The sequence below is a fragment of the Streptomyces sp. NPDC004752 genome, assembly GCF_053601275.1.
In genome coordinates this window covers 1-23,908 of record NZ_JBSGBN010000009.1, presented here as the reverse complement: position 1 = coordinate 23,908, position 23,908 = coordinate 1, and the positions used below count along the sequence as shown (strand labels likewise).

Annotated in this window: 23 protein-coding genes and 1 pseudogene; 16 read left to right on the top strand and 8 right to left on the bottom strand. The window is 69.0% G+C overall.

What is annotated here, in order from left to right; genetic code table 11:
- Nucleotides 1-2 precede the first annotated feature (2 nt).
- The gene (locus ACWEKM_RS05955) at nt 3-356 is read right to left on the bottom strand and encodes a hypothetical protein (protein ID WP_451619933.1); all 354 of its coding nucleotides are present in this window, start codon (nt 354-356) and stop codon (nt 3-5) included.
- Between the two features lie 25 nt (nt 357-381).
- Entirely contained in the window at nt 382-1,356 is a 975-nt protein-coding gene (locus ACWEKM_RS05950; RefSeq protein ID WP_451619932.1) for a hypothetical protein, read from the bottom strand.
- 267 nt (nt 1,357-1,623) lie between these two features.
- Here ACWEKM_RS05950 and ACWEKM_RS05945 point away from each other — a divergent pair, with 267 nt between their 5' ends.
- Both ACWEKM_RS05945 and ACWEKM_RS05940 read left to right on the top strand, forming a co-directional pair.
- Nucleotides 1,624-2,187, top strand: a complete 564-nt coding sequence (locus tag ACWEKM_RS05945; RefSeq protein ID WP_451619931.1) for an ATP-binding protein — start codon at nt 1,624-1,626, stop codon at nt 2,185-2,187.
- Nucleotides 2,188-2,498: 311 nt separating this feature from the next.
- Nucleotides 2,499-2,795 carry a hypothetical protein gene (locus ACWEKM_RS05940; protein WP_451619930.1) on the top strand — a complete coding sequence of 99 codons (297 nt, stop codon included), beginning with the start codon at nt 2,499-2,501 and terminating at the stop codon, nt 2,793-2,795.
- 406 nt (nt 2,796-3,201) lie between these two features.
- On the opposite strand, the pseudogene ACWEKM_RS05935 reads toward ACWEKM_RS05940, so the two are convergent.
- Nucleotides 3,202-3,789, bottom strand: a pseudogene (locus tag ACWEKM_RS05935) (UTRA domain-containing protein); the annotation flags it as partial.
- 41 nt (nt 3,790-3,830) lie between these two features.
- On the opposite strand from ACWEKM_RS05935, the gene ACWEKM_RS05930 reads away from it, so the two are divergent.
- A complete protein-coding gene (locus ACWEKM_RS05930; RefSeq protein WP_451620000.1) occupies nt 3,831-5,033 on the top strand; it encodes a replication initiator in 1,203 nt (400 codons plus the stop codon).
- On the opposite strand, the gene ACWEKM_RS05925 is transcribed toward ACWEKM_RS05930, so the two are convergent.
- Nucleotides 4,969-6,612, bottom strand: a complete 1,644-nt coding sequence (locus tag ACWEKM_RS05925; protein ID WP_451619929.1) for a recombinase family protein — start codon at nt 6,610-6,612, stop codon at nt 4,969-4,971. The genes ACWEKM_RS05930 and ACWEKM_RS05925 overlap by 65 nt on opposite strands.
- Before the next feature lie 618 nt (nt 6,613-7,230).
- On the opposite strand from ACWEKM_RS05925, the gene ACWEKM_RS05920 reads away from it, so the two are divergent.
- Nucleotides 7,231-9,291, top strand: a complete 2,061-nt coding sequence (locus ACWEKM_RS05920) for a restriction endonuclease (protein WP_451619928.1) — start codon at nt 7,231-7,233, stop codon at nt 9,289-9,291.
- Between the two features lie 261 nt (nt 9,292-9,552).
- On the top strand, nt 9,553-10,146 hold the full coding sequence (locus ACWEKM_RS05915; RefSeq protein ID WP_451619927.1) for a DUF4291 domain-containing protein: 594 nt from the start codon (nt 9,553-9,555) through the stop codon (nt 10,144-10,146).
- 280 nt (nt 10,147-10,426) lie between these two features.
- Here ACWEKM_RS05915 and ACWEKM_RS05910 read toward each other — a convergent pair whose 3' ends face one another.
- On the bottom strand, nt 10,427-10,897 hold the full coding sequence (locus tag ACWEKM_RS05910) for an ATP-binding protein (protein WP_451619926.1): 471 nt from the start codon (nt 10,895-10,897) through the stop codon (nt 10,427-10,429).
- 147 nt (nt 10,898-11,044) lie between these two features.
- Here ACWEKM_RS05910 and ACWEKM_RS05905 point away from each other — a divergent pair, with 147 nt between their 5' ends.
- Both ACWEKM_RS05905 and ACWEKM_RS05900 read left to right on the top strand, forming a co-directional pair.
- The gene (locus tag ACWEKM_RS05905; protein ID WP_451619925.1) at nt 11,045-11,917 is read left to right on the top strand and encodes a helix-turn-helix domain-containing protein; all 873 of its coding nucleotides are present in this window, start codon (nt 11,045-11,047) and stop codon (nt 11,915-11,917) included.
- Nucleotides 11,914-12,111: a DUF397 domain-containing protein gene (locus ACWEKM_RS05900; RefSeq protein ID WP_451619924.1), complete on the top strand. Its 198-nt coding sequence runs from the start codon at nt 11,914-11,916 to the stop codon at nt 12,109-12,111. The genes ACWEKM_RS05905 and ACWEKM_RS05900 overlap by 4 nt, the downstream gene beginning before the upstream one ends.
- Before the next feature lie 94 nt (nt 12,112-12,205).
- Here the strand turns inward: ACWEKM_RS05900 and fmdA are convergent, their stop codons facing one another.
- The 3 genes from fmdA to ACWEKM_RS05885 form a co-directional block, all read right to left on the bottom strand.
- Nucleotides 12,206-13,456 (bottom strand): formamidase, encoded by a 1,251-nt coding sequence (gene fmdA / locus ACWEKM_RS05895; RefSeq protein WP_451619923.1) that lies wholly within the window; start codon nt 13,454-13,456, stop codon nt 12,206-12,208.
- A gap of 28 nt (nt 13,457-13,484) precedes the next feature.
- On the bottom strand, nt 13,485-14,123 hold the full coding sequence (locus ACWEKM_RS05890) for an AmiS/UreI family transporter (RefSeq protein WP_451619922.1): 639 nt from the start codon (nt 14,121-14,123) through the stop codon (nt 13,485-13,487).
- A 68-nt stretch (nt 14,124-14,191) separates the two neighbouring features.
- Nucleotides 14,192-14,470: an FmdB family zinc ribbon protein gene (locus ACWEKM_RS05885; RefSeq protein WP_451619921.1), complete on the bottom strand. Its 279-nt coding sequence runs from the start codon at nt 14,468-14,470 to the stop codon at nt 14,192-14,194.
- Between the two features lie 196 nt (nt 14,471-14,666).
- On the opposite strand from ACWEKM_RS05885, the gene crcB (ACWEKM_RS05880) reads away from it, so the two are divergent.
- The 9 genes from crcB (ACWEKM_RS05880) to ACWEKM_RS05840 all read left to right on the top strand — a co-directional run.
- Nucleotides 14,667-15,122 carry a fluoride efflux transporter CrcB gene (gene crcB / locus ACWEKM_RS05880; RefSeq protein ID WP_451619920.1) on the top strand — a complete coding sequence of 152 codons (456 nt, stop codon included), beginning with the start codon at nt 14,667-14,669 and terminating at the stop codon, nt 15,120-15,122.
- A complete protein-coding gene (crcB, locus tag ACWEKM_RS05875) occupies nt 15,119-15,493 on the top strand; it encodes a fluoride efflux transporter CrcB (RefSeq protein WP_451619919.1) in 375 nt (124 codons plus the stop codon). Before crcB (ACWEKM_RS05880) ends, crcB (ACWEKM_RS05875) begins: the two co-directional genes overlap by 4 nt.
- Nucleotides 15,494-15,781: 288 nt before the next feature.
- On the top strand, nt 15,782-16,204 hold the full coding sequence (locus ACWEKM_RS05870) for a hypothetical protein (RefSeq protein WP_451619999.1): 423 nt from the start codon (nt 15,782-15,784) through the stop codon (nt 16,202-16,204).
- A 216-nt stretch (nt 16,205-16,420) separates the two neighbouring features.
- Complete coding sequence (locus ACWEKM_RS05865) at nt 16,421-16,975, top strand: hypothetical protein (RefSeq protein WP_451619918.1); 555 nt, start codon at nt 16,421-16,423, stop codon at nt 16,973-16,975.
- A gap of 226 nt (nt 16,976-17,201) precedes the next feature.
- On the top strand, nt 17,202-17,381 hold the full coding sequence (locus tag ACWEKM_RS05860) for a hypothetical protein (protein WP_451619917.1): 180 nt from the start codon (nt 17,202-17,204) through the stop codon (nt 17,379-17,381).
- Between the two features lie 24 nt (nt 17,382-17,405).
- Nucleotides 17,406-18,122, top strand: a complete 717-nt coding sequence (locus tag ACWEKM_RS05855) for a DUF2637 domain-containing protein (protein WP_451619916.1) — start codon at nt 17,406-17,408, stop codon at nt 18,120-18,122.
- Between the two features lie 116 nt (nt 18,123-18,238).
- On the top strand, nt 18,239-19,354 hold the full coding sequence (locus ACWEKM_RS05850; RefSeq protein ID WP_451619915.1) for a hypothetical protein: 1,116 nt from the start codon (nt 18,239-18,241) through the stop codon (nt 19,352-19,354).
- Between the two features lie 48 nt (nt 19,355-19,402).
- Nucleotides 19,403-20,203: a TIGR03936 family radical SAM-associated protein gene (locus ACWEKM_RS05845; RefSeq protein ID WP_451619914.1), complete on the top strand. Its 801-nt coding sequence runs from the start codon at nt 19,403-19,405 to the stop codon at nt 20,201-20,203.
- 262 nt (nt 20,204-20,465) lie between these two features.
- A partial coding sequence (locus tag ACWEKM_RS05840; protein ID WP_451619913.1) for an Rne/Rng family ribonuclease occupies nt 20,466-23,908 on the top strand: 3,443 nt, incomplete at its 3' end.

Genomic DNA, 23,908 nt, shown 5'->3' with positions numbered 1-23,908 from the left:
GGTTAGAACGGGAGCTCGGGCCTGGCGGCACCTCGCTTGATGGTCATGACCTGCTCGTGGAAGTCACGCGTGGCGGCTTCGCGCGGATACCTGGCGCGTAGTTCCTTGTCCAACTCATCGGCGACTAAAAGCAGGGACGGGAGGGACTTGCGGTCGGCTTCCAGAGCTGTGGTGCCCATGCCGATGGCTTCTTCGATCTCGCCCATGCGGGCGGCGGCGACTCCGAGTGTGAGGCGGGCTTCGGCAGCGCGCATGGGGGAGATCTCGGTTCCGTCAGGGCCGGTGCTGATGCGGATGACCGATCGGGCGTGGGCGGCGGCGCGCTCGTCGTCTCCGAGGAGACGGTAGGCGTCCATCTCGTAGAAGTCCCACTTGTCGGGGTCAATGATGAAGTGGTGTTCGGGATGGTCGGGCCTGGGAAGTCGGTCCAGGCGGGCGCGGCCGGCGTCGAGGGAGTCGCGGACCAGGCAGGGCGTCTCCCATGCGGGCGGCGGCGCGAGCCTTGTGGGCATAGAGCTGGACGCCGACGGAGTGTGTCTGGTCGGCCATGTGTCCGGCCTCGACGGCGTTGAGCATGTCCTGCCAACGGCTCTGGGTAAGAGCGAACCAGGCTTCGATCTCCCAGGCCCACGCCTTGATCTCGCCGTGCCCGGCTTCCTCGCCGATCCGGAGTGCGGCGACCTTGCTGAGGTTGGCGGCCTCGCGCTGGCCTCGGTCGTACTGGACGCACGCGTTCAGCAGGAACAACCATCCGGCGTCGACGAGTAGTTCCCGGTGCTGGCGCAGGGTCACTCGGCCTTCGAGCTGCTTGGTGACGTAGTTCAGTCCGTTGCGGGTGCGCTCGTGAAGGTAGTCGGCGTTGACGTAGGGGTAGGCGCGGGCGAGTTGGTCGATGCCTTCTTCGATCGACTCCAGGGCGGCGCTGTTGATGCTGGACATCTCGGTGCGGCGCAGCATCTCGGCGATGTCCCATATGCCTGCCCCGCCCTGTGCGATCAGGGTGCTCGGGTCGTCCGGCTGGGTGGTCTTGGCGGACTGTTCCAGCTCCCATGGGCGTGGGGAGAGTCCTGCGAGGTGGCCGGGGATGCGTAGGCCGTCCACGACTTCCAGGACCTTGTGGAACTGCGTGATGCGCGGGCGGACGCCCGTACCGTCGGTCTCGGGTCGGGCCATCTTGCCGATGTGCTTGCGCTTGTAGCCGACGGCTTCGGAGATCTTGGCGTAGCTGACGTTTCCGTGGATCTTGGCGAGTCTGAAGACCTCGCCGAAGTCGTGGTTGGCGATCGCCGACCGCACGTCTGCGCGTTCCAGAACGTGAGGCGGCAGAGCGGCCGGTGTCGGTGCGGCTGCGGTCATCTCACTTCCCCATCGTGATTGACCAAACGTCTCTACTGGTTCGTTGTTCTCTTTCGACCTTCGTGCCCTGTCCTTCTGGCGAGTCTACCCAGGGGCTTTCCCGAGCGGAGGGGCCCAAGTGGTCTCAGGGAGTGCCCGATTGGCCCGGGGGTCCCCAAGAGGGGGGTCCCCAAGTGGGGGGAGCGACGGCTGGGACATCGCGTGCACCCTTGGGTCACCCTGCCGGGAGAGCCTCGGCGGACGTGATCAGGGTCGGTGATCTGTGTCATGGGCGCGAGGAGAGCACGGCGGCCGGAAGACCTGGCCAGCGAGTTAGACGCGTACGCCCATTGGTTCGTGGTGCCGGATCCGTCCTCCGGGCACTTCCTGACGCTGACGGTCTTCGCCGAGTGCAGCAGCACGGGGCGCGTCGCGCGGGACACGACGTCCGTGTTCCTTCGCGGTGTGGTTCCGGACGACGTCATGTATGACGCACGGCTGGCCGTGTCGGAACTGGTCGGCAACGTCGTGAACCACGTGGTGCCGGACCACCGCCGCGCCCATGCCGGCGGCACTCGGCGCATCGATGTGACCTTCAAGCTCTACCCGAAGTGGCTGTTCATCGGGGTTGCGGATGAGGACTCGACACCCCCGCTGCTGCCCATGGGCGACTTCTACTCGCCGGAGTTAATGACGGAGTTCTCAGAGGCGGTCCTGGCCGACAGCGGCCGTGGACTGATACTCACTCAGCGGATGGCGGCCGCGGTGTGGTGGACACCGAAACAAGGCGGAGGCAAGACGGTCTGGTGCCGCTTCGATCTTGACGACGGGGTTCGACTCGGCTCGTCCTGATGATCTCCCGGCTGCCGCTCCTGTGATCCATCCGTGCTGATGGGGCGGCAGTCAGGGGCCGGAGGGCAGATCCTCCTGTGATCGGGGCGTGGCTCCTCGGGACTGTCCGCCGGGATCCCCACCCGGCCCCAGGGGCCACGCCTCACAACCTCATACCGAGACCGGACCACCCCCGCGCCTGGCAGCAACCGGGGTGGTCCGGGAGGGGACACAGCGATCCCCGGTGCCTGATGGTACCGGGGTCGCTGTGCTGTGCATCCGCCCTGGGCCAAAGACAGTTGACGATCTGTTACCAGAGCGGGAGTGACGCGGTGACTGGCACGAGTGATGAATGGATCGGTGACGGGCTCGACGCGACGTGCACGGACTTCGGGCTCTGGGTGTCTGGTGTCGACTATCTCGCCGGTTGGCGGGACGCGAGGGAGAGTGCCGACCGGCTCAACCGCGCGTTTCTGAGTGCGGGCTTCGAGCTGTCAGAGCTACGGGCCGTCGGCTCGACGTACGACGACGGGCGCGGGGTCGTCCGATTCGCGGGTTGGCCTGGTGCAGTGGAGCGGCTCGCTCAGCTCCTGGAGTCGCACGCAGATGGCGATGGTGGTGCGGCGTGAGGGGCGTTTCCGCTGGTGAGCGGCGCACGTGGGCACGTCGCCGCCGCAGAGACTTTGGGCGGTAGCTGCCATGGGGCGAGTGAACAGGGGGCCTTACGCTCGCCAGCGGATCGGGCAGTCCTTGGACCTGCCCGCAATAGCCCGATCGGCCCCCTGTTCTTCGAGGCTCGCCCCATGGGAGCTGCCTAAAGTCTCGGAGGCCGTCGACCCCCAGCCCACCACGCCTCGGCCCAAGGTGGCCGGTCGACGCCTCGACTCCTTGGGCGTGCTGTGGGCGGGGGCGTCTGCCGACCGGACGGGACCGGCGGTCACGCCGCACGCCCGGCCGGGGCGGCCGGGCGCCCCGGCGCGCCGCAGGCGCGCCCTTGAGGAAGTGAAGGCTGTTTCGACCGATCCTCGACCCTGCTCAGGGGCGGGCGCGTCGCGCGGGCTGTTTGTCGGCGGTGATCCGGTAGGCGAGTTCGGCGCGGTCGGCACCGATGCGGAGTTCTTCGAGGATCAGGGGCCGGTCGTCGGTGTCGTGGGTGACGCGGGCCAGGTGCAGGATCGGGGTCGCGTCGGGGAGCTGGAGCGTGGTGCGCTCGTCGGGCAGGGGCATGCGGGCGCGCACCGTCTCGGACCAGGTGAGCCTGTGGCCGTCCTCGGTGAGCTGCCGGTAGAGGGCCCCCGACCGCTTGTAGGGGTCCTCGGCGAGTGCCGGAACCGCGTCTGCCACGGTGAACGGGATCAGGGTGCGGTGCATCGCACGCGTCCCCGTGCTGGGATCGAGAAGCAACCGGGCACAGCCGAACAGGGCTTCTTCCTCGGCGAGTTGGAGGAGCCGGCCGGTGGCCTTCGTGGTGTGCGTGCGGTAGGCGCTGGGCTCCTCGGTTTCCTGCCAGACGTCGCCGTTGGGCATGACGAACTTGCCATCGGCGGTCCGGCTGATCCGGCGCTCGATCGTCATCGACGGCTGCCCGTCGGAGCGTACGAAGCTGCCCTTGCCATGGCGTACGATGCGCCCACCCCGTCCACCTCTCTGGCTCCACCACCACCCTGGACGGCACAACCGGCGAGATCCTCCACCACTACGACACCCGCACCGAACCCGGTGAACGGCTTCTGGTCCGCTGCCGCAACCGCCGCGCGACCATCTGCCCCGCCTGCTCCCACCTCCATGCGGGAGACACCTTCCATCTGGTCCGCGCGGGCCTGCTCGGCGGCAAGAAGGTCCCCGCCACGGTCCGGTACCGGCCCCGGCTCTTCGTCACCCTGACCGCCCCGTCCTTCGGCCCCGTGCACTGGGCTGGGGAAATCTGCCGCCCCCGCCGCGACGGCGGAACTTGCGAGCACGGACGCTCGATCGGCTGCCGTGCCGTTCACTCCCCGGACGCTCCGGCCATCGGCCAGCCTCTGTGTGCCGACTGCTACGACTACTCCGCCCACGTGCTGTGGCACGCGCACGCCTCCAAGCTGTGGGACCGGTTCGTCATCGACGTCCGGCGGCGCCTGGCCTCCTCGGTCGGCCTCGTGCAGTCACAGTTCGCACGGTACGCCCGGCTCTCCTTCGCCCGCGTCGCCGAGTACCAGAAACGGGCAGCGGTCCACGTACATGCCGTCGTCCGCCTCGACGGTCCGGGCGGACCTGATGATGAACCCCCGGCCTGGGCCAGTGCGGAGCTGCTCATCGAGGCGGTGTGCATCTCCGCCCGGCGGGTCCTGGTCCACACGCCCTACAGCGCGGCCGTGGGTGAGCTGGCGTTGTGCTGGGGCGCCCAGGTCGACGCCCGGCCCCTGCGCGCCAACGGCGACGGACCCGATGATGACGCGGTCGCCGCGTACGTGGCCAAGTACGTCACCAAGGGAGCCAGCGAGACAGGCGCCGGCACTGACCACCCAGTCACCACCTGGGACGACATCGAGTCGGCACCCGTCAGCGGACACGTTCGCACCCTCATGCGGGCCTGCTGGCGCCTCGGCGGCCTCCCCGAGTACGCACCCCTCCGCCTCCGGGACTGGACTCACACCCTCGGCTACCGGGGCCACATCCTCACCAAATCCCGCGCCTACTCCCCTACCTACGCAGCACTCCGCGCCGAACGCGCCCACCACATGGGCCACACCGAGACTCCCGACACAGTCACCGAACGGCACTGGCGCTACGCCGGGTACGGCCATACCCCGGGCGCTGCTCTCATCGCCGCAGGGGTCGCCGAAGACCTCGCAGAGACGCGGCGGCTGCGAAGCCGTCTTCCTTGATGATCAGACGTTCTCGCACGTCCTTGGGGATCATGACCTTCATGTGGATGTGCGGAGCGCGGACGCCCTTCACCTTGGTACGCGTGATCTTGCACTTTACGCCCACCCGAAGCAGGTCCGCGCCCATGGCTTCCATCCCGCCCTCTTCCCAACGTTCGCGGAATGTCTTGCCGTTGTGGACGTTCACCCAACGGTCTTGGGTCGTCTCGGGGTCGATCGCTTCCAGGTCGGCAATCAGCTTGTCCAAGGTCTTCTCGGCCTGTTCCTTCGTGAATCGTGTCTTGGCGAAGCGGCCTCCGGGCTCCAGCTCCTTCATGTAGTAGGCGATCGAGCCTTCTAGTCGCTCAACCTCCCTGCGCGCCTCGGCCCCCTTGGCGTACTCCCGCGTCTGTACCGGCTCGTCTCCGAGGACAGACAGCACGTCTGCAACAAGCTGTTCGTAGACCCCCATGGGGTTGGGCGCGCCACGTCCACCGCTCTTGCACTTCTGGCAGCGGAGATACGGGTAGACCCCGAAGTTGTTCCTCGTCACCTGCACGATCATGTTGCTGTCACAGTCGGCGCAGAGGAGCACGCCCAGGAACTTGGTTGCGCCGCCTGGCTGGCGGGCTGGCTGGTTCTTCATGCGCTGGTCGAGAGCTGCACCGAGACTGTTGAACTCGTCCTCGGTGAAGACGGGTTCGGCGACCTTGATGGGCTTGCCGTCAGTGCCCAGGATCAGTTTCGATCGGCGTTGCCCTCCGTTCTTCAGCTCCTCCACCCGGTAGCCCAGGAGAGCGGGATTCCTGAGCCTGCGCAACAGAGTGGCGACGGTGAGGCCGGGGCCGCACATCCCGGACCGAACGAGCACCATGACCATCCGCCTGGCGGACACTCCACGGATCGCCATATGGTGCGCCCAGTGCAGAGCGCGGTACGCCGTAGGGTCGTGGACCAGAACGACTTTCCCGTTCTCGTCCACGTCCGTCATGTAGCCGTAGGCGGGCTTGCCGATGAGCCAGTCTTGTTGGGTCTTCGCGTAGTCCCAGAGGCTGGCCACGCGGGTGCTGGTGTTCGCGGCCTCGATCTCCGCGATGCCGCCGATGATGGTGACCATGATCTTCCCGGCCGTGGTGGTCAGGTCGATACTGTCGTTCTTGGAGATCAGGTTCTTCTCGTACTTCAGGCACCAGTCGATCACGGTGGCCAGGTCCGAGAGCCGACGTACGAACCGGTCGAGCTTCCAGAACATCAGCACGTCGAACTCGGGCACGCGGTTGTTGAGCCAGTCGCCGAGTTGCTTGCGCTTCCACGGCGGAACCTTCGTCGCGCTGACGTTCAGGTCGCTGGCGACGCCAACGACCCGGCAGCCCCTCTCCCTTGCCAGCATCCGGAGATCGAGTTCCTGGCGGACGGGCGATGTGGTGTCCTCCGTGAGTACGGAGAGGCGGACGGATAACAGCGCCCTCGGAGCGTCCTCGGGCAGCAACGCTTCAGCCCTCTTCAGCTGCTCCAACAGGGCCAGATCGGTGGCGGTCCACTCTGCCTCGACGTCGTATGCCTTCTGCTCAGCCGCGGTGCGGCTGCGTGATTTCCCCATGTCAGGAAGGCTAGAGTTGGTTTTACACCTGTGTCCATATGCCCGCAGATGGACACCCAGATCCAAATCGGCCCGACCGGCCGGAAGTTGCTTCCCCTGGCGGTCAAGAACGCTGCGCCGGCCCCCAGCGGACACGCGCACTGACGTGAGTGAGGCGCTGGGGCGGATTGCTGATGCCCTGGCGGGGGCTGGTGAGGACGAGGTGGCTGCCGCCTTGGCTGCTGTCGGTGCTTCTGGCCGTCGGCGGCCCGTGCAGCCGGTGAGGGCTCATACGCGTCTGCCGAGTCCTGGAGGCGTCTTGGACATCCACTCGGAAGTGGAGTGGGTCTGAGCTCTGAGGCTCCGCGACACGGTGAGGCTTGCCGGAGACCTCTTGGAGCCCCCTTCGATACGGAGGGGGCTCTGTGGTGTCTGTAGTGGATCTGCCGTCCGCGCGGTACACGGTCTCATCTCCCTGTACGCATGCAGGTGACCTGCGCGCACTGCTGATTCCAGTTGCCCTTGGCAAGTTGATATCCAGGACGGCGATTGCTGGATAAAGTCGGTTTGTCACAACTGGTTGCGGGGGCAACCAGAGTTCGGTCGGCGCTGCCGACGTCCTGGGGAGGGCCTGAGCGCATGAGTCGTCGCTCTGCTGGTTTCGTCAACACTTGGGCTGAAGCGCAGCGCCAGTACCAGCGGCAGATCGAAGCCGAGCAAAGGCGACGCCGAGAGGAAGCCCGACAAGCACGGGACTATCAACGACGTGTCGCTCAGGGGCACCGGGAGTATCGGCAGGCGGAGGCCAGGCGGCGTACCGAAGAGCTGGATGCGCAGGTCGCTACCTTGCAGGGGCTTCTGACCGCGGGATGCCAGGCGTCGGCCTTCAGGGCGTCATCCCTGATGCGTGTGGAAGACATTCCGCCGTTCGACCCCGGCCAGCTCGCATGGCCCGTGCGCATGCCGGATCCGAACCAGTACCAGGCGCAGGGCGGCTGGACGGCCAACCGGCGTGCCCAGGCGCAGGCTGAGGCGCGATCCCGCTTTGAGCGCGACTGGCACGCGGCACAGGCTGTAGAGGCGCAGCGACAGCAGCAGTTAGCCGCCGCCCAGCGCGACTACGACCAGAGGGCCGAGGCGCAACGAGCCGAGGTCCGTCGGCACAACGCCGGCATCACCGAGGCCACCGCGGGTGTCCGGCGGGGCGACCCCGATTCTGTGGTCGAGTACTTCTCGGCTGCCCTGTACTCGTCCGCTGCCTGGCCCGACGGCTTTCCCCGGCAGGTGGCGGCGGCCTTCGATTCGGCGGCGCGGCAGTTGGTACTGGACTGGGAGCTGCCCGGGTACGACGTTGTTCCGGAAGCGAAATCGGTGAGGTACGTGTCGGCCCAGGACCAGGACAAGGAAACGGCGCGTCCCGTGACGCAGCGCCGTGCGCTGTACCGGGAGGTGCTGGCACAGAGCGTGCTGTTGGTCCTGCACCAGCTCTTCGCGGCGGACGAGTACGGCATCCTCGACTCGGTCGCGCTGAACGGCTTCGTGGATGCCCATGATCCTGCGACAGGCAGGCGGGCGCACATCTTCCTGGCGACCGTCATGGCCCAGCGAGCGGCCTTCACCGACCTGCATCTGGAGCAGGTGGACGCGACCAGCTGCCTGACGGGGGCGCTACGGGGACAGCTCACGACCCGGCCCGACCAACTCACCTCCGTACGCCCCAGCCGACAGCCCCAGGACGTCGGCAACCATGTCGTCGCCCATGGCGGAGGTGAAGAGGAGCCGGACCTGTACGACATGGATCCGATCGCCTTCGAGTCCCTCGTCGCCGACCTTTTCCGCGCCATGGGGATGCAGGCGGTGACGACACAGCGATCGAACGACGGTGGCGTGGATGTCGACGCGCTGGACCCGACTCCCATCCGGGGCGGCAAGATCATCGTCCAGGTGAAGCGCTACCGCAACACCGTGCCACCCACCGCGGTACGTGACCTGTACGGCACGGTCCAGGACATCGGCGCCAACAAGGGCGTTCTGGTGACCACTTCGGGCTTCGGCCCCGGCTCGCACACCTTCGCCCGCGGCAAGCCACTGGAGCTGATCCCGGGCACCGAACTCGTCGACCTGCTGCACCGGCACGGGCTCCGTGGACGGTTGGCAGAGGGCGGGCGACCGGCCCCCGCGCAGCCGACGCCTTCCGGTCCCGCGACTCCGCCCGATGACTACAACGTGCTGGGCATGACGTGGTCCGGCAGCGTCGCGCTGGACGTCTGCGCACTGGTCTGCCGTGGCAACCGAGTCCTCAGTGAGGAGTACTTCGTCTTCTTCAACAACCTCCAGACCCCAGACGGCTCGGTGCGTGCGGTGCCGGCTGCGATGCCGGACAAGGCGGCCATACGCGTCTCCTTCGACACGTTGCCCGAGGACGCTGATCGGTTCGTTCTGGTGGCAGCTGTTGATCCGGAGATGAACCCGGACGCCGATCTGTCAGGTTTCACCGATGCCTGTATCCGCTTGCTCGACCCGGCGCGGACTGAACTCGGCCGTCTTGAGGTCTCCGACGGCCGCTCCGGTGAAACGGCGTTGGTGCTCGGTTCCTTCCGACACAGACCAAATGGTGACTGGGACTTCGTGCTTGGTGGGAAGGGGTACACCGGAGGTCTGGAGCAACTCGTCCAGGACTACGGCATCGAAGTGGAGTAATGCCACTGGCTTCGTAGCGCTGGGCGTGCCCTCAGATGGACACTCAGATCCAAATCGGCCCGACCGGCCGGAAGTTGCTTCCCCTGGCGGTCAAGAATGCTGCGCCGGCCCCCAGCGGACACGCTCACAGACGTGAGTGAGGCTCTGGGCGTATTGGCGATGCGCTGTCAGGGGCGAGCGAGGCCGCGACCTGAACGCGCCGCCCCGGCACAGTCGAAAATCGATGGTCGGCGGGAGCCGGTCGGCCTCACCCTGTACGCCATGGAAGAACCGCAACGCAGGATCCGCGCGCTACACACAGCATCCACGATCATCGTGTACCAGGCGTACTCCCCGGAGATCGGCCTGCCTGCGGTTCGCCAGGGCCGGTTCCCCGCCGCGTGGAAGCGGGACCGAATGACGTGGATCAAGCCGTCGTTCCTGTGGATGATGTACCGCTGCGGCTGGGGCACGAAGATGGGGCAGGAGACGGTCCTTGCCGTCGAGATCACTCGCGAGGGCTTCGAGTGGGCGCTGCGCAACGCGTGTCTGTCGAGCTACGTACCTGGGCTGCATCCCGACCGAAGCACCTGGCAGCGCCAGTTGAAGCGTGCACCGGCCCGTGTCCAGTGGGACCCCGAGCGTGATCTGCACCTCCGGCCCCTGCCTTACCGCTCACTGCAACTCGGGCTCTCCGGTGAGGCCGTACGCCGCTACGCGGACGAGTGGACGGTCTCCATCAGCGACGTCACTCCGCTCGCCCGCGAAATCCACGCGCTCGTCAGCAGGGGCGACCTGGAACCCGCGACCCGACTGCTGCCCAGGGAGCGGCCCTACCCGGCCGAGGACGAACTGATGGCCCCCCTGAAGTCGTGACCGGGCGCACTCGCCCAACGGCTGGCCGCCGCTCATGAGGGGAATGGGGGCTTGGTCCAAGTCAAGTCCCCTTCACAGACCTTTCCCGTCCTCGGGGAATCCTGGTACCGCGCGCAACACCTTGGTCCTCGTCGACGACGGAGATCCGGTATAGGGGGGTACGAGACCGACATGCCCGACAGCCACACCGGCGCCCGGCACTGACACCAGCGGTGCAATGGGCCAGTCCCGCCCGGCCGTTGGCGTGAACACGGTTCCCGATGGCCGGGTCCCGCCCGCCTCACGTCAGGCGCAATTCCGCCCAGGCCGTCTTGCCCGGCGCACCCACGCGCGGGGCGACCGCCCAGTGGGTCGCCAGCCCCGCGACGATCAGCAGACCCCGGCCGGACTCCGCGTCGCCGGACGGTTCCAGATCGGAGAGCACCGGGACGCGTTCGGTTCGGGTGTCGGTGACCTCGACCCGCAGGACATCGGTGCCGTGAGTGAGCCGGACGTGGAAGTCCCGTCCGGCGACGTGCCCGTGCCGTACGGCGTTGGCGGCCAGCTCGGCGGTGATCAGCGTGAGGGTGTCGTTGACCCGGCCGCCGTACGGGTGGCCCCACGTGTCCATTCGTTGGGAGACCAGCCTGCGGGCGAGGCGTGCGCCGCGAGGGGAGGAGGTGAAGGCCATCGCGAACTCGTGGCGGGGGCGGCGGGTGTCGGCCTCGGCGCCGGGGGTGTGAACCCGGGGGGTGGAGATTCGGCTGTTCATGTGGCCCACGCTGCCGGTGCGGTCCTAGCGTGACCAGATACGGCACGCACACGGAGAGTCGCTGTAGGTGGCCGGTGTGCGGGTGTAGGCGGGACAGAGCGTGACGGCCTGCGCGGGGGCGCGTTGGCCGAGGGAGGTGGTACGAGGATGAGTGAACCGACGGGGCTGGTGGACGAGGCGTCCGCGAGTGGTGACGGCGACGAGCGGCATCCTGAACCGGACGTCGGCTCCGGTGTCCTGCGGGTCTTCGGGCGTCAGTTGAAGCGGTTCCGGGTGCGGGCGGGCCTGGAGCGGCCCGAATTCGGCTCGCTGACGGGCTATTCGGTCTCGACCATCGCCGCGTACGAGCAGGGACGCCGGGTTCCGCCACCGAGGTTCATCGACCAGGCGGACGAGGTGCTGGACGCGGGCGGGGTCCTTCTGGAGATGAAGGAGGAGGTGGCTCGGGCCCAGTACCCGGCGTTCTTCCGGGACGCGGCTCGGTTGGAGGGGGAGGCGGTTGAGCTGCATGTGTACGCGACGAAGGCTGTGCCGGGGCTGCTCCAGGCCGAGGAGTACGCGCGCGCGGTGTTCACCATGTGGCGGCCGTTGCTGGCGCAGGACGTCATTGAGGAGCGTGTGGCGGCCCGCCTCGCCAGGCAGGAGATCTTCGCTCGCATGCCACAGCCCACCATCAGCTTCGTCATCGAGGAGTCAGTGCTGAGGAGGCCACTCGGGGGTCGGGCTGTCATGCGGGGTCAGTTGGAGCATGTCCTGCTCTACGGCCAGTGTCGCAATGTCGAAATCCAAGTGATGCCAGTGGACTTGGAGGAGCATGCTGGACTTGAGGGGCCCTTCACCTTGATCGAGACGCGTGACGGACGGAGGATCGCTTACGTGGAGGGGTACAAGGACAGTCGTTTGCATACAGAGCGCAAGGCAGTCCGGGAGCTTGAGGAGCAGTACGGCATTCTCAGGGCCCAAGCAGTCACCCCACGCGCGTCACTGGCCTTCGTCGAAGAGTTGCTGGGAGAACAATGAACGCCGAGAAGTCCACCGCGTCTGCGTTGGCGTGGTTCAAGAGCAGTTACAGCACGGGCTCGGGCGGGGAGTGCATCGAGGTCGCCATATCCCCTCATATCGTCCACGTTCGTGACTCCAAGGACATAGCCCGTTGTGGCCTCGCCGTCGATGCTGAGGCTTGGACCGCGTTTGTCGGCTTCGCCGCTCAGTGAGCGAGAGGGCTGCCCCGGTCCTGTGCCGGGGGCAGCCCTAGGTCAGATCGGCGACGGTCCCGCAGGTCGGGCCTGCGGGGCCGTCGTGCGGGGGTCAGGCGCTGGTCAGGGCGCACTGGCCGCGGTCGGCCTTCGTCGGGCCCGCGGCGGTGGGCCGGACGTCGAAGTCGAACATGGCGGTGGGTACGTAGAGCGAGCAGCATGCGTTGGGGATGTCGACGATGCCGCTGATGCGTCCCTCGATGGGCGCGGAGCCGAGCAGCAGGTATGCCTGCTCGCCGCTGTAGCCGAACTTCTTGAAGTACTCGACGGCGTTGAGGCAGGCCCGCCGGTAGGCCAGCGTCGCGTCCATGTAGAAGTTGGTGTCCGTGTCGTGGTCCACGGAGACCCCGATGAAACTGATGAACTCCGTGTACCGCGGCTCGACGTTGCCGGGCATGAACACCGGGTTGGTGGCGATGCCGTATGCCTCCATGCCGCCCTTGATCAGGTCGACATGGAAGTCGACGAAACCGCCCATCTCGATGGCGCCGCAGAAGCTGATCTCTCCGTCGCCCTGGCTGAAGTGCAGGTCGCCTGCGGAGAGCTTGGCGTCCTTGACATATACGGGGAAGAAGGCCCGTGAGCCACGGGTCATGTTCTTGATGTCCTGGTTGCCGCCGTTCTCACGGGCCGGCACCGTGCGTGCGCCTTCTGCCGCGATACGGGTGGCGAGGTCTCCGGTGGCCTTGCCGGCGAGCGCGTTGCTGGCGTCCGGAGGGACGGCGAGCGGCGGCACCCGGTTCGGATCGGTGTCGATCAGTGCCTTCTCGCGGGCGTTCCAGCGGGCGAGCATCTCGGCCGACGGCGCCGTTCCGAACAGCCCGGGGTGAGTGATCCCGGTGTAACGGATGCCGGGCAGATGGCGGGAGACCGCCTGCTGGCCGTGGAAGTTCCAGATGGCCTTGTAGGAGTCCGGGAAGTAATCCGTCAGGAAGCCTCCGCCGTTGGCCTTGGCGAAGATCCCGGTGTAGCCCCAGCCCTGGCCCGCCGCGTTCCCCTTCTGCTGCGGCACGGGACCGAGGTCGAGGATGTCGACGACGAGCAGGTCGCCGGGTTCGGCGCCCTCCACGCCTATCGGCCCGCTGAGCATGTGGGGAATGGTCAGGTCGATGTCGCGTACGTCGTTGGCGGAGTCGTTGTCGCCGATCTGGCAGTCGGTCCAGTCACGGGTCTCCACGCGGAACTCCGCTCCTGGCTTGACCATGGTGACGTTGGGGACATCCGGATGCCACCTGTTGTGTCCCGGCACGTCCTGGTCGCGCATGGATTTGCTCTGGTCCACTGTGAAGAGAACTTCAGGCATGACGACTTCCTCATTGCTTCTGGTCCGGTCACGTAGGTGCGCTCAGCTCGGCCGTCGGAGCGGCGGACGTCGGACGGTGTCGGGAATTCCGGGTGAGCGGCCACAGCGCCCCGAACACCACGACCGCGAAGATCCCCAGGGCGATGGCGGCCTCGTCGGGGTGCTTCCAGTAGCCGGCCAGCAGCAGACCGGCGGGAATCACGCCCGTGACCCAGCCCTCGATCGCCGTGACCCAGCCCGTGTAGGTGGTGAGCCCGTCCATCTTGAGGCCGAGCAGCAAGAAGAACAGGAACCACAGAAACGCCCAGTAGAGCCAGATGGCTCCGAACGGGTAGTCCTTCACGAGGCGGAAATTGACGAACGAGTACCCGAGGGCCGCGACGGCCACGAAGAGCGAGTAATAGCCCACGCCGGTGGTGTCGAGGCCGGCCAGGAGGCCGATGCCCACATAGAGGTAGGTGAAGCCGAACAGATAGATTCCGGACGCCGCCAGTATCTTCTTCGGGTCGTTGTCGGCGACGAAGATCAGGTAGGTCGGCGTCAGCACCTGGAGCGCGCCCACGAAAAGGTTGAACACCGCCCCCGAGCGGGCCTCGACCTTTCCGAGCAACATCAGCCCGTTCATGAAGAGCACCGCACCGACGAAGAGCAGTCCCACATTCGCCACGGGGAGGCACCTCCTCAGCCCTCGTGGGGAACGAAATGAGACGTTCGGCTCGTCGACCACCTCCCTCATCAGGGACGCGGCAACCGCGAGAGCGCGGGGTGCGGAGGCTGCCGCACCCCCCTGCCCGGCGGGATTTCGGAGACCACCGCCGGGGCCTCACGGGACCGCTCCTCGCGGACACGAAGGGCAGCCGCCGCATTCGAGGTCCGCGGAAGACCGGGGGAGGAGAACACACGTCTCGCATCGCCTGCGCAGACAGGGCAGCCATGGGCTATGGGTGCCGTTCCGATGGCCAGCTTCACATCGAAAGGCCCGCACCGGCTGCACAGATACTCGTAGGTCGCCATCCGCAGCCTCCGGGAGTAATTCCCTCTTCCAGGAGACGTCCGGCACCTTCCGTGTGTCAAATCCGAGTGCCAAATCCGAGTGCCAAATCCGAGGCGGCCGGGCTCCCGGCGGCCGGTGCACGTACGATTCACGAGCACGGCGGCCGCGCGCCGGGACTTTCGCGCCGCGCCCGATCGGCCGCCGGAAAGGTCCGCAGTGGCAGAGGCTCGTCAGCGCCGGGACGCCCCTCACGGACATGCGCGGGTACTGACCGTGATCGCCGTGGGCGGGGCGATCGGCGCCTGCTCCCGGTACGCGGCGGCGCTGCTGTGGCCGACCGGTGCGGCCGATTTCCCCTGGACGACGCTGGGCGTGAACGCCACCGGATGCCTCGTCATCGGTGTCTTCCTGGTGGCGATCACCGAGGGGTGGACCGCGCACCCGTTGCTGCGCCCGTTCTTCGGCACCGGGGTCCTCGGCGGCTACACGACCTTCTCCACGTACTGCGCCGACATCGAACGGCTGGTGCGCGAGGACCGGGGCGGCCTCGCGCTGGCCTATCTGGCGGCGACCGTCGTCCTCGCGCTCGTCGCCGTGCGGATCGGTGCGGTCGCCGCCCGCCGGTTCGCTCTGACGAGGTTCGCCCTGACGAGGAGGCGACCACGCCGATGAGGTTCCTGCTCGTCGCGCTCGGCGGCGCCGTCGGCGCCGCCTTGCGCTACCTGATCGACCGGGCCGTGGAGGCCCGCCACGACACGGCCTTCCCCTGGGGCACCTTCGCCGCCAACGCGGTCGGGTCGGCGATCCTGGGGGCGCTGACCGGGGCCGCCCTGGCCACCGCCGTACCGCAGAATGTGCAACTCCTGGTGGGGACCGGCCTGTGCGGCGGCCTGACCACCTACTCCACGTTCTCGTACGAGACGCTGCGACTGGCCGAGGCCGGATCGCGGTTTCTCGCGGCGGCCAATGTGATCGTCTCGATCCTCGCGGGACTCGGGTCCGTCTACCTCGGCCTGGCCCTCGCCGAGGCCGTATTCCGATAACGGGAAGATCCAGGTCCCGATAACCGGGGAGATCAAGTTCTTGACCCGGAAGATCCAATTCTTGACCGGGAAGATCAAGTTCTTGGCTGAGGAGATCAAGATCTCCCGACCGCGGTAAGCCGATGCCTGCTGTGAGCCGATTCACCAAGAATTTGCTGGACGTGCGCGGTCTGTGCCTTTAGCTTTCTTGGATAAGTTGCATTTTTTCTGTGCGGAGGCTTCCGGTACCGCACAACAGTGTCTCGCGCTGATCGGGGTGCACATCGGGAAGGTGGATCAGTGAGCAGCATGGACGCCGTATGGGTACGAGGCGTGAACGGCATTCAGTTGCATCACGTGACCGACCTTCAGGACGCCGGCCGGTTCTTGGGCAACGCGGCGATGGCGCTGCGGGCGGCCCATGTGCGGACCGGCGCCGACCGCTACTCCAGCATCGCCGCCGAACTGAAGGACCTGGTGGAGCGGGTGCGCCGGCTGGAGGACGAGGCGCGGTCGCACATGCGCGACCTGCACTCCACAGACCCGGAGCGGTTCGCGCGCTGCCGGGACGGCCATGAGCCGTGGCCCGGTGAGATCGAGGCGGGGTTCATCCCGCGCCACACCTGCCAGGACGAGTGCCTGTACCACGACCGCGGGGTCGTCGAGGCCCTCATGCAGTGCACCTGCGGCCGCCCGCCGTGCCGCGCCTGCGACATCGACGGCAGGCTCTGACGGACGGCGGACGGCGGACGGCGGACGGCTGACGGCTGCCGGCTGACGGCTGACGCCCCTTCTGGACGGAACCGATCACTGGGGCGGGTCTGGACTGATCACCGGGGCTGGGCGCTCGCTCGGAAACGCGACGCTTGAATCGGACGAAACGGGGAAACCGGGGGTTGTCCGATTCCGGGAGAGACGCCGAGAGACGCCCCGAAGGAGGTGCGTCCGATGTCAACAGGCGCGCTTGTGGCGATCGTCATCCTGGCGGTGCTGGTCGTCGCGCTGGCCGCTGTGACGGCCTCGCTCATGATGAGGCGACAACGTCTCCGTGAGCGTTTCGGCCCCGAGTACGAGCGGACGGTCGAGGGATCGGGGGGCCGAATGGCCGGTGAACGCGAACTCAGGGAGCGGGAGAAGCGACACGACGCCCTGGAGATCAAGCCGTTGCCCGCCGCCGCCCGCGACCGGTACGTAGGGGAATGGCGGGGCGTTCAGGAGGAGTTCGTGGACCGGCCGCGGGACGCCGTGCACGACGCGGACCGGCTGGTGACGTCCCTGATGCACGAACGCGGCTACCCGACCGAGGGGTTCGAGCAGCAGATGAAGGACCTCTCGGTGGAACACGGCAGCACTCTTGAGCACTACCGGTCCGCCCATGAGATCGAGACGCTCAGCACCCGTCAGCAGGCCACGACCGAGCAACTGCGCGGCGCCATGGTGCACTACCGGGCGCTCTTCGACGAGTTGCTCTCCGACGGCGGCCGGGCCCAGCCCGCCCGCTGACGGCTCGCGGAGCGGCTGCTCCTCGCCCGCGCCGAGAACACCCGCCGACGTAACCCGACACGCACGGTCGGACACCCGTCGACGTAACCCGACATGCGCGGCCGGACACCCGGCCGCGCGGTCATACCTTCGCGTATTAAATGTTGTCATCAGGCGCCCGGATACCCCTTGAGGGCGATTCAATCCCCCGAATGTCCGACACCTGGCCCCCCGTTGTGCTCGTTAAGTGACCGTGATCTGGAAAGAGGGATGCGGAGCCATGAACCACCCGTCGGTCCTCGACGAATGCGGGTCGGTCGGCGGCGGGTCTGGCCCCAACCACTGCTCGGACCTGCTCGATGATTTCCTGGACAAGATCAGGAAAATGGAAAGCGAATATCTGAGCGCCCTCGACGGAACGTGCTGAGCGGGAGCGCGGAGGAATTATCGGATGGACGGGAATTACGACGAGGCCGGTCGCTACAACCTTCACTACGCCCTGAGAACCGACCCCGACACGCTCACCCAGCCCGCCTACGACACGGTGTCCCGGCCGACGCAGCAGAGCTGGCACCCCACCGCACCGGAGGCCACCGCCCATGGCTGGGACCTGGACGACGAACTGGCCCGGATGCTGTCCACCGCGGCCGTCGCGGACCCCGCGCCCCGGGCGCCCCGGCGCCTGTCCCGCAGAAGCGGCCGACGGCGACTGCGCACGGAATCCCACTTCCTGGACGGCGGCCAGCGGGTCACCCATGTGACGCTCCTGATCGCGGCGATCACACTGTGCGCCGCGTCCATGCTGGGCTGGTCCGTCTCCTACTCCTACGGGCAACTGCGCACCATCGCCCTGTCCGTCCTGCCCTCGAACCTCGCGCAGTGGTGGCCGTTCATGGTGTACGGACCCTGGTTCGTGGCGGCCCTGTCCATCCTGCGGGCGACGGTGCAGCGCCGCAGCGCACGACGGTCCTGGGGGGTCATCCTGGCGGCCTCGGCCATGGCGGTGGCGCTGTGCGTCAGCCACTCCTCGCGTTCGCTGCTGTCGTACGTGATGCTCGGAATTCCGCCGATCACCGCCCTGGTGTGCTTCTGGGAACTGGTCGGCCAGATCTCCACCCGGTTCCGCCCACGGCACGGTGCGCACGCACAGCGCAACTCCAAGAAGTGACAGCGCGGGCCGACGACATGAAGCCGTGATCGGCGGCAGACGCATCACGCCCACCACGCCCACCGGGCCCGGTCGCCCGGTGCATCCGTAAGGGCGTTCGGCGCGTCTACGCCGGTATGGATCTCGAAAAGCCGCCACCTCCACCGCCGTCCCCGCCACCGCCCGAGCCGCAGGCCCCGCAGGGGTGTCTCGTCGTCGCGATCCGGATTCCCGTGCGGATCGTCGTGCTCGTGCTGGTGGTGCCGGTGCGGATCGCGTGGGACGTGCTGGTCGCGGCCGGGCGGCTGCTCACCGACTCCGTGCTGCGGCCGCTCGGGCGGGCGCTGCTGTGGCTCGGCCGGACCCTCCTCGTCCGGCCCCTGGTCGCGCTGTGGCAGTACGTCGTCGTGCCCGCGGGCAAGGCGCTCGCCCTGCTCGGGCACATCCTCGTCGTCGTACCGCTGGGCTGGCTGTACCGGTTTGTGCTGACGCCCGCCGGGCACGCCCTCGTCGGGCTCGCGCGGGCGGTCGGGGCCGGGCTGGCATGGCTGTACGCGCGCGTGCTCGCCCCGGTCGGCCGCGGCATCGGCCGGCTCCTGAAGGGCGCCGGAATCCTGCTCGCCGCCCTGGGCACCGGGGTGTTCGCCGTCGTCGCCTGGCTGCTGCGCCACCTGCTCGTCGCCCCCGCGCGATGGCTGTACGCCCGGGTCCTCGCGCCCGTCGGACGGGCCCTGGCCTGGCTCGTCGGCGCCCTCGTCACCGGCATCGGAGCCGTCCTGTACTGGACGGCCCGCATCCTCCTCGTGCTGCCCGCCCTCGCCCTGTGGCGCTGGGTGCTCGTGCCGGCTGGCCGGGTCCTCGCCGTCGTCGCCCGGGAGACCTGGGCGGCGCTCGGGCACGCCTGGCGCGTCGCCGGGTACGTCTCCCGCGCCGTCGGGCGGTTCCTCGCGACCCTCTTCCGGTGGATCGTGGTGGAGCCGGTTCGCTGGGCGTACCGGACCGTCCTCACCCCCATCGGGCATCTCGTCAGGGACGCGGTCCTGCGGCCCGCCGCCGAGGTCGCGCGCGCCGCGGGACGGGTGGCCCGGCAGGCGCTGGCCGGCGCGCGCGAGTCGGTACGGCAGGTGCGCGCCGATCTCCGCAGGGCCCTGTTCGGCGGGCCGCGGCAGCCGGAGCCGGTCGACCGACGGGAACTCGCGGACCCCGCGACACGTACTCTTGGTAGCAGTACGACCGCACTCACTAAGGACTGAACGACACTGGGCAAGCGACAGCCCGAAGGCCCGCCGCCCGCACCGGCGGTGCAGCGCATCCGACTGCGCTACACCAAGCGCGGCCGCCTCCGGTTCACCAGCCACCGTGACTTCCAGCGCGCCTTCGAGCGTGCGCTGCGCCGTGCCGAGGTGCCGATGGCGTACTCGGCGGGGTTCACGCCGCATCCGAAGGTGTCGTACGCCAATGCCGCACCCACCGGCACGGGCAGTGAGGCGGAGTACCTGGAGATCGCGCTCACCGACGCTCGCGACCCGGACACACTGCGTGTTCTGCTCGACGAGTCGCTGCCCGGCGGGCTCGACATCGTCGACGCGGTCCAGGCGCGGACGTCGGGGCTCGCCGACCGGCTGACGGCCTCCGTGTGGGAGCTGCGGCTGGACGGCGTCGACCCGGCCGAGGCGGCACGCGCGGTGAAGGCATTCACCGAGGCCGGTACCGTCGAGGTGCAGCGCACGACCAAGAACGGCGTGCGCACGTTCGACGCCCGCGCCGCCGTGGCGCATCTGGAGTGTTTGGCGAGCGCGGAAACGCACAGTTCGCAGCCCGATAGGCCGACCGACCAGCCCTGTGCGATACTGCGGCTGGTTGTTCGGCACGTGACGCCTGCCGTACGACCCGACGACGTCCTGTCCGGTCTCCGCGCCGTGGCCGACCTGGCGCCGCCGGTCCCCGCAGCGGTGACCAGGCTGGCGCAGGGGCCGTTCGATGAAGAGACCGGCACGGTGACCGACCCGCTCGCGCCCGACCGCGAGGCAGCAGCGACCGAGCCGCAACCGGCCGCCGCCGCTGCCGCCGCGACGGCGCCGGTGCCGGAAGGTCCCGCGTAGGGACGGGCGTCGAAGCGCCGCCCTCGTACTCGGGAGCCACCTGGGTCGGGCAGCGCACCGACCAGAAGACTTTCGCCAGGCCGTGCGCAACATGGCGTACGGAACCGGCGAGACAGGACACAGAGAGCTCCCGTGCGGCGCCCGCGCCCCGGACGGCGGCCACCGCGCATCGAGCGGGCCGCGGACGTCAGCGGTGGTCGATCGAGCGGATCGACGCCGGACCAGGCGCGGCGCCCGGGAGCCTGACGGGAGAAACGCCCGCATGCTCGAACCGATCGAACCCATCGAGGGTTCCGAACCCAATACCCCCAGCGACACCCTGCCGCCGCGCAGGCGTCGCCGTGCCGCCTCTCGCCCGGCGGGTCCGCCTGCCGGGGTCGAGGCCGCGGCTGAGGTGACCGACGAGACCGTGGTCACCGATGTCGCCGACGAGACGAAGGCGGGCGCCGAGGTGCCCGTGACCGTTGCGACGGACAAGGCCGAAGAGACCGAAGAGACCGAAGAGAACCAAGAGATCCAAGGGACTGAAGAGATCCAAGGGACCGAAGAAGCTGAAGTGACTGAAGTGGCTCGGACGGCGAGCGAGTCCGCGGTTGCCGAGGCGCCCGCGGTCGATTCCGCGGCGTCGGCCATCGAGGAGGAGCCCGCGCCCGCCGCTCGTCCGCGTCGTCGTGCGACCCGCCGCGCCTCCGCGCCCGCCGGTGCTCCGGCCGGCGACGAGGCCGCTGTTGCCGAGACCGTCGTTCCCGCGGCCGTCGAGACCGTCGGGGCGCCCGCGTCCGAGACCGGCGCCGAGAGCCCCGAGACCAGCGTCGAGAGCCCTGAGCCCGCGCCCGCGTCTCGTCCGCGTCGTCGTGTCTCGCGGCGCGCGTCCGCGCCTGCCGGTGCTTCGGTCGCCGCCGAGGCCGCCGTGCCCGTCACCGAGGCCGCCGAGGTCCCGGTCACCGCGGCGCCCCCCGTCGCCGTCGAGGCGCCGGCCGGGGACGAGGAGACCGGGGTGCGGCGCGTCCGTCGTCGGGCCACGCGCCGGGTGTCCGCGCCTGCGGGCGCTCCCGCCGCCGAGACCGGCCTCGCCCCCGAGACCGTCCCGGACGCCGAGGGCGGTCCCGCCATCGGGGCCGGAGCGGTCGCCGGGACCGGCGCCGCCGACCGCGGCGCCGTCTCCGAGAGCGGTGCCGAGGCCGCGGGGTCCGTCGCGGTCGCGACCAGGGCCGTCGAGTCCGTCGAGGTGCCGCGGGCCGCCGCCGAGGAGTCCGCCCCGCGCCGTACCCGTCGTCGCGTCGTGCGGCAGGCCGCCTCCGGGTTCTCCGAGCCTGCGCGGCCGACCGCACAGGCGTCCGCCCGAGAGTCCGCCGAGGACGCCGAGGCCGAGGCGCCGCGTCGGCCCGCGCGGCCCGCCGTCGCCGTGTTCCAGGCGCCCGTGTTCACCGAGCCGAGGTTCCAGACCCCGGAGCGGGCCGCCGCCGAAGCAGCCGCGGACGCCGCCGAGGCGGAGGAGCCCGAGGAACTCGCCGAGGAGCAGGCCGAGATCGGCACCCGGCGTCGTCGGCGGCGTCGGGGCACCGGCTACGGCGACGAGGCCCAGGCCGTCGAGACCCACGCCGAGACCCGTGCCGATACCCACGTCGAGGACACCGCCGAGGAGCCGGAGGAGTCGGCCGACGACGCCGACGGCGACGAGACGGAGGAGTCCGGTTCGCGGCGCCGTCGCCGTCGCGGCGGCCGTCGCCGTCGTCGCGGTGACGCCGCCGACGGCGAAGGCGGCGAGGACACGGACGCCGAGTCCGACGAACTCGCCGCCGAGCAGGCGTCGCAGGACGCCGAGGACACGGCCGAGCAGGAGGAAGAGGACGCCGAGGACGTCCACGCCGAGGACAGCACCGGGTCCAGCTCCAGCAGTCGGCGCCGTCGCCGGCGGCGCCGCCGCGCGGGCGACACCTCGGTCGACACCGAGCCCGACGAGGGCGACCCGGAGCGTACGGTCGTCAAGGTCCGTGAGCCCCGCAAGCCCTCCGAGCCGTCCGACGAGGTGCAGTCCATCAAGGGCTCCACGCGTCTCGAAGCCAAGAAGCAGCGCCGCCGCGAGGGCCGCGAGCAGGGCCGTCGTCGCGTCCCGATCATCACCGAGGCCGAGTTCCTGGCCCGCCGTGAGGCCGTGGAGCGCGTGATGGTCGTCCGGCAGAACGGCGACCGCACGCAGATCGGCGTCCTGGAGGACGGCGTGCTCGTCGAGCACTACGTCAACAAGGAGCAGTCGACCTCGTACGTCGGAAATGTGTACCTCGGCAAGGTGCAGAACGTGCTGCCGTCGATGGAGGCCGCGTTCATCGACATCGGCAAGGGCCGCAACGCCGTGCTCTACGCCGGCGAGGTCAACTTCGAGGCGCTCGGGCTCGCGAACGGCCCGCGCCGCATCGAGTCCGCGCTGAAGTCCGGGCAGTCCGTGCTCGTCCAGGTGACGAAGGACCCGATCGGACACAAGGGCGCCCGTCTGACCAGCCAGGTCTCCCTGCCCGGCCGCTACCTCGTGTACGTGCCCGAGGGCTCGATGACCGGCATCAGCCGCAAGCTGCCCGACACCGAGCGGGCGCGGCTGAAGACCATCCTCAAGAAGATCGTCCCCGAGGACGCGGGCGTCATCGTGCGCACCGCCGCCGAGGGCGCGAGCGAGGAAGAGCTGCGCCGGGACGTCGAGCGGCTGCAGGCGCAGTGGGAGGACATCCAGAAGAAGGCGAAGAACGGCGGCAGTTCAAGCGCGCCTTCGCTGCTGTACGGCGAGCCGGACATGACCGTCCGGGTCGTGCGCGACATCTTCAACGAGGACTTCTCCAAGGTCATCGTCAGTGGTGACGAGGCATGGCAGACCGTCCACGGGTACGTCGCGCACGTCGCGCCGGACCTCGCCGACCGGCTGCAGAGGTGGACCAGCGAGGTCGACGTCTTCGCCACGTACCGGATCGACGAGCAGCTCGCCAAGGCGCTGGACCGCAAGGTCTGGCTGCCGAGCGGCGGTTCGCTGGTCATCGACCGGACCGAGGCGATGGTCGTCATCGACGTCAACACCGGCAAGTTCACCGGTCAGGGCGGCAACCTGGAGGAGACCGTCACCAGGAACAACCTGGAGGCGGCGGAGGAGATCGTGCGCCAGCTGCGGCTGCGCGACCTCGGCGGCATCATCGTCATCGACTTCATCGACATGGTGCTGGAGTCCAACCGGGACCTGGTGCTGCGGCGGCTGCTGGAGTGCCTGGGCCGGGACCGTACGAAGCACCAGGTGGCCGAGGTGACCTCGCTGGGCCTGGTGCAGATGACCCGCAAGCGGGTCGGCCAGGGCCTGCTGGAGTCCTTCTCGGAGACCTGCGTCCACTGCAACGGCCGCGGTGTCATCGTGCATGTGGAGCAGCCGACGTCCGTGGGCGGCGGCGGCAAGCGCAAGAAGCGCGGGCGCGGCGGCGACGGGCATGTGCACGAGGCCGAGGCCGGGGTCGCCGAGGTGACCGTGACCGCTGAGCAGGAGGCGGAGAGCGAGGCCGAGGTCGCGGCGGAGACCGCTGTGCCGGTCGCGCTCCCCGCGCCGGACTTCGCGCCCGACGAGGAGCTGTACAGCAGCGTCGCCGAGGCGGAGGCCGCGGCGTCCGGCCGCGGGCGCACCCGGCGTCGGGCGAGCCGCCGGGCCTCGGCTCCGGCGGGCGCGCCCAGGGGCGA

Bases quoted from the DNA above. Each gene is read 5' to 3' on its own strand.
- ACWEKM_RS05915 (WP_451619927.1), top strand. From the start codon at position 9,553: ATGGAAGAACCGCAACGCAGGATCCGCGCGCTACACACAGCATCCACG.
- ACWEKM_RS05910 (WP_451619926.1), bottom strand. From the start codon at position 10,897: ATGAACAGCCGAATCTCCACCCCCCGGGTTCACACCCCCGGCGCCGAG.
- ACWEKM_RS05855 (WP_451619916.1), top strand. From the start codon at position 17,406: ATGGACGGGAATTACGACGAGGCCGGTCGCTACAACCTTCACTACGCC.
- ACWEKM_RS05955 (WP_451619933.1), bottom strand. From the start codon at position 356: ATGGACGCCTACCGTCTCCTCGGAGACGACGAGCGCGCCGCCGCCCAC.
- ACWEKM_RS05925 (WP_451619929.1), bottom strand. From the start codon at position 6,612: ATGGGGAAATCACGCAGCCGCACCGCGGCTGAGCAGAAGGCATACGAC.
- ACWEKM_RS05945 (WP_451619931.1), top strand. From the start codon at position 1,624: ATGGGCGCGAGGAGAGCACGGCGGCCGGAAGACCTGGCCAGCGAGTTA.
- ACWEKM_RS05850 (WP_451619915.1), top strand. From the start codon at position 18,239: ATGGATCTCGAAAAGCCGCCACCTCCACCGCCGTCCCCGCCACCGCCC.
- ACWEKM_RS05900 (WP_451619924.1), top strand. From the start codon at position 11,914: ATGAACGCCGAGAAGTCCACCGCGTCTGCGTTGGCGTGGTTCAAGAGC.
- fmdA (WP_451619923.1), bottom strand. From the start codon at position 13,456: ATGCCTGAAGTTCTCTTCACAGTGGACCAGAGCAAATCCATGCGCGAC.
- ACWEKM_RS05865 (WP_451619918.1), top strand. From the start codon at position 16,421: ATGTCAACAGGCGCGCTTGTGGCGATCGTCATCCTGGCGGTGCTGGTC.
- crcB (WP_451619919.1), top strand. From the start codon at position 15,119: ATGAGGTTCCTGCTCGTCGCGCTCGGCGGCGCCGTCGGCGCCGCCTTG.
- ACWEKM_RS05905 (WP_451619925.1), top strand. From the start codon at position 11,045: ATGAGTGAACCGACGGGGCTGGTGGACGAGGCGTCCGCGAGTGGTGAC.
- ACWEKM_RS05870 (WP_451619999.1), top strand. From the start codon at position 15,782: ATGGACGCCGTATGGGTACGAGGCGTGAACGGCATTCAGTTGCATCAC.
- ACWEKM_RS05920 (WP_451619928.1), top strand. From the start codon at position 7,231: ATGAGTCGTCGCTCTGCTGGTTTCGTCAACACTTGGGCTGAAGCGCAG.
- ACWEKM_RS05885 (WP_451619921.1), bottom strand. From the start codon at position 14,470: ATGGCGACCTACGAGTATCTGTGCAGCCGGTGCGGGCCTTTCGATGTG.
- ACWEKM_RS05950 (WP_451619932.1), bottom strand. From the start codon at position 1,356: ATGACCGCAGCCGCACCGACACCGGCCGCTCTGCCGCCTCACGTTCTG.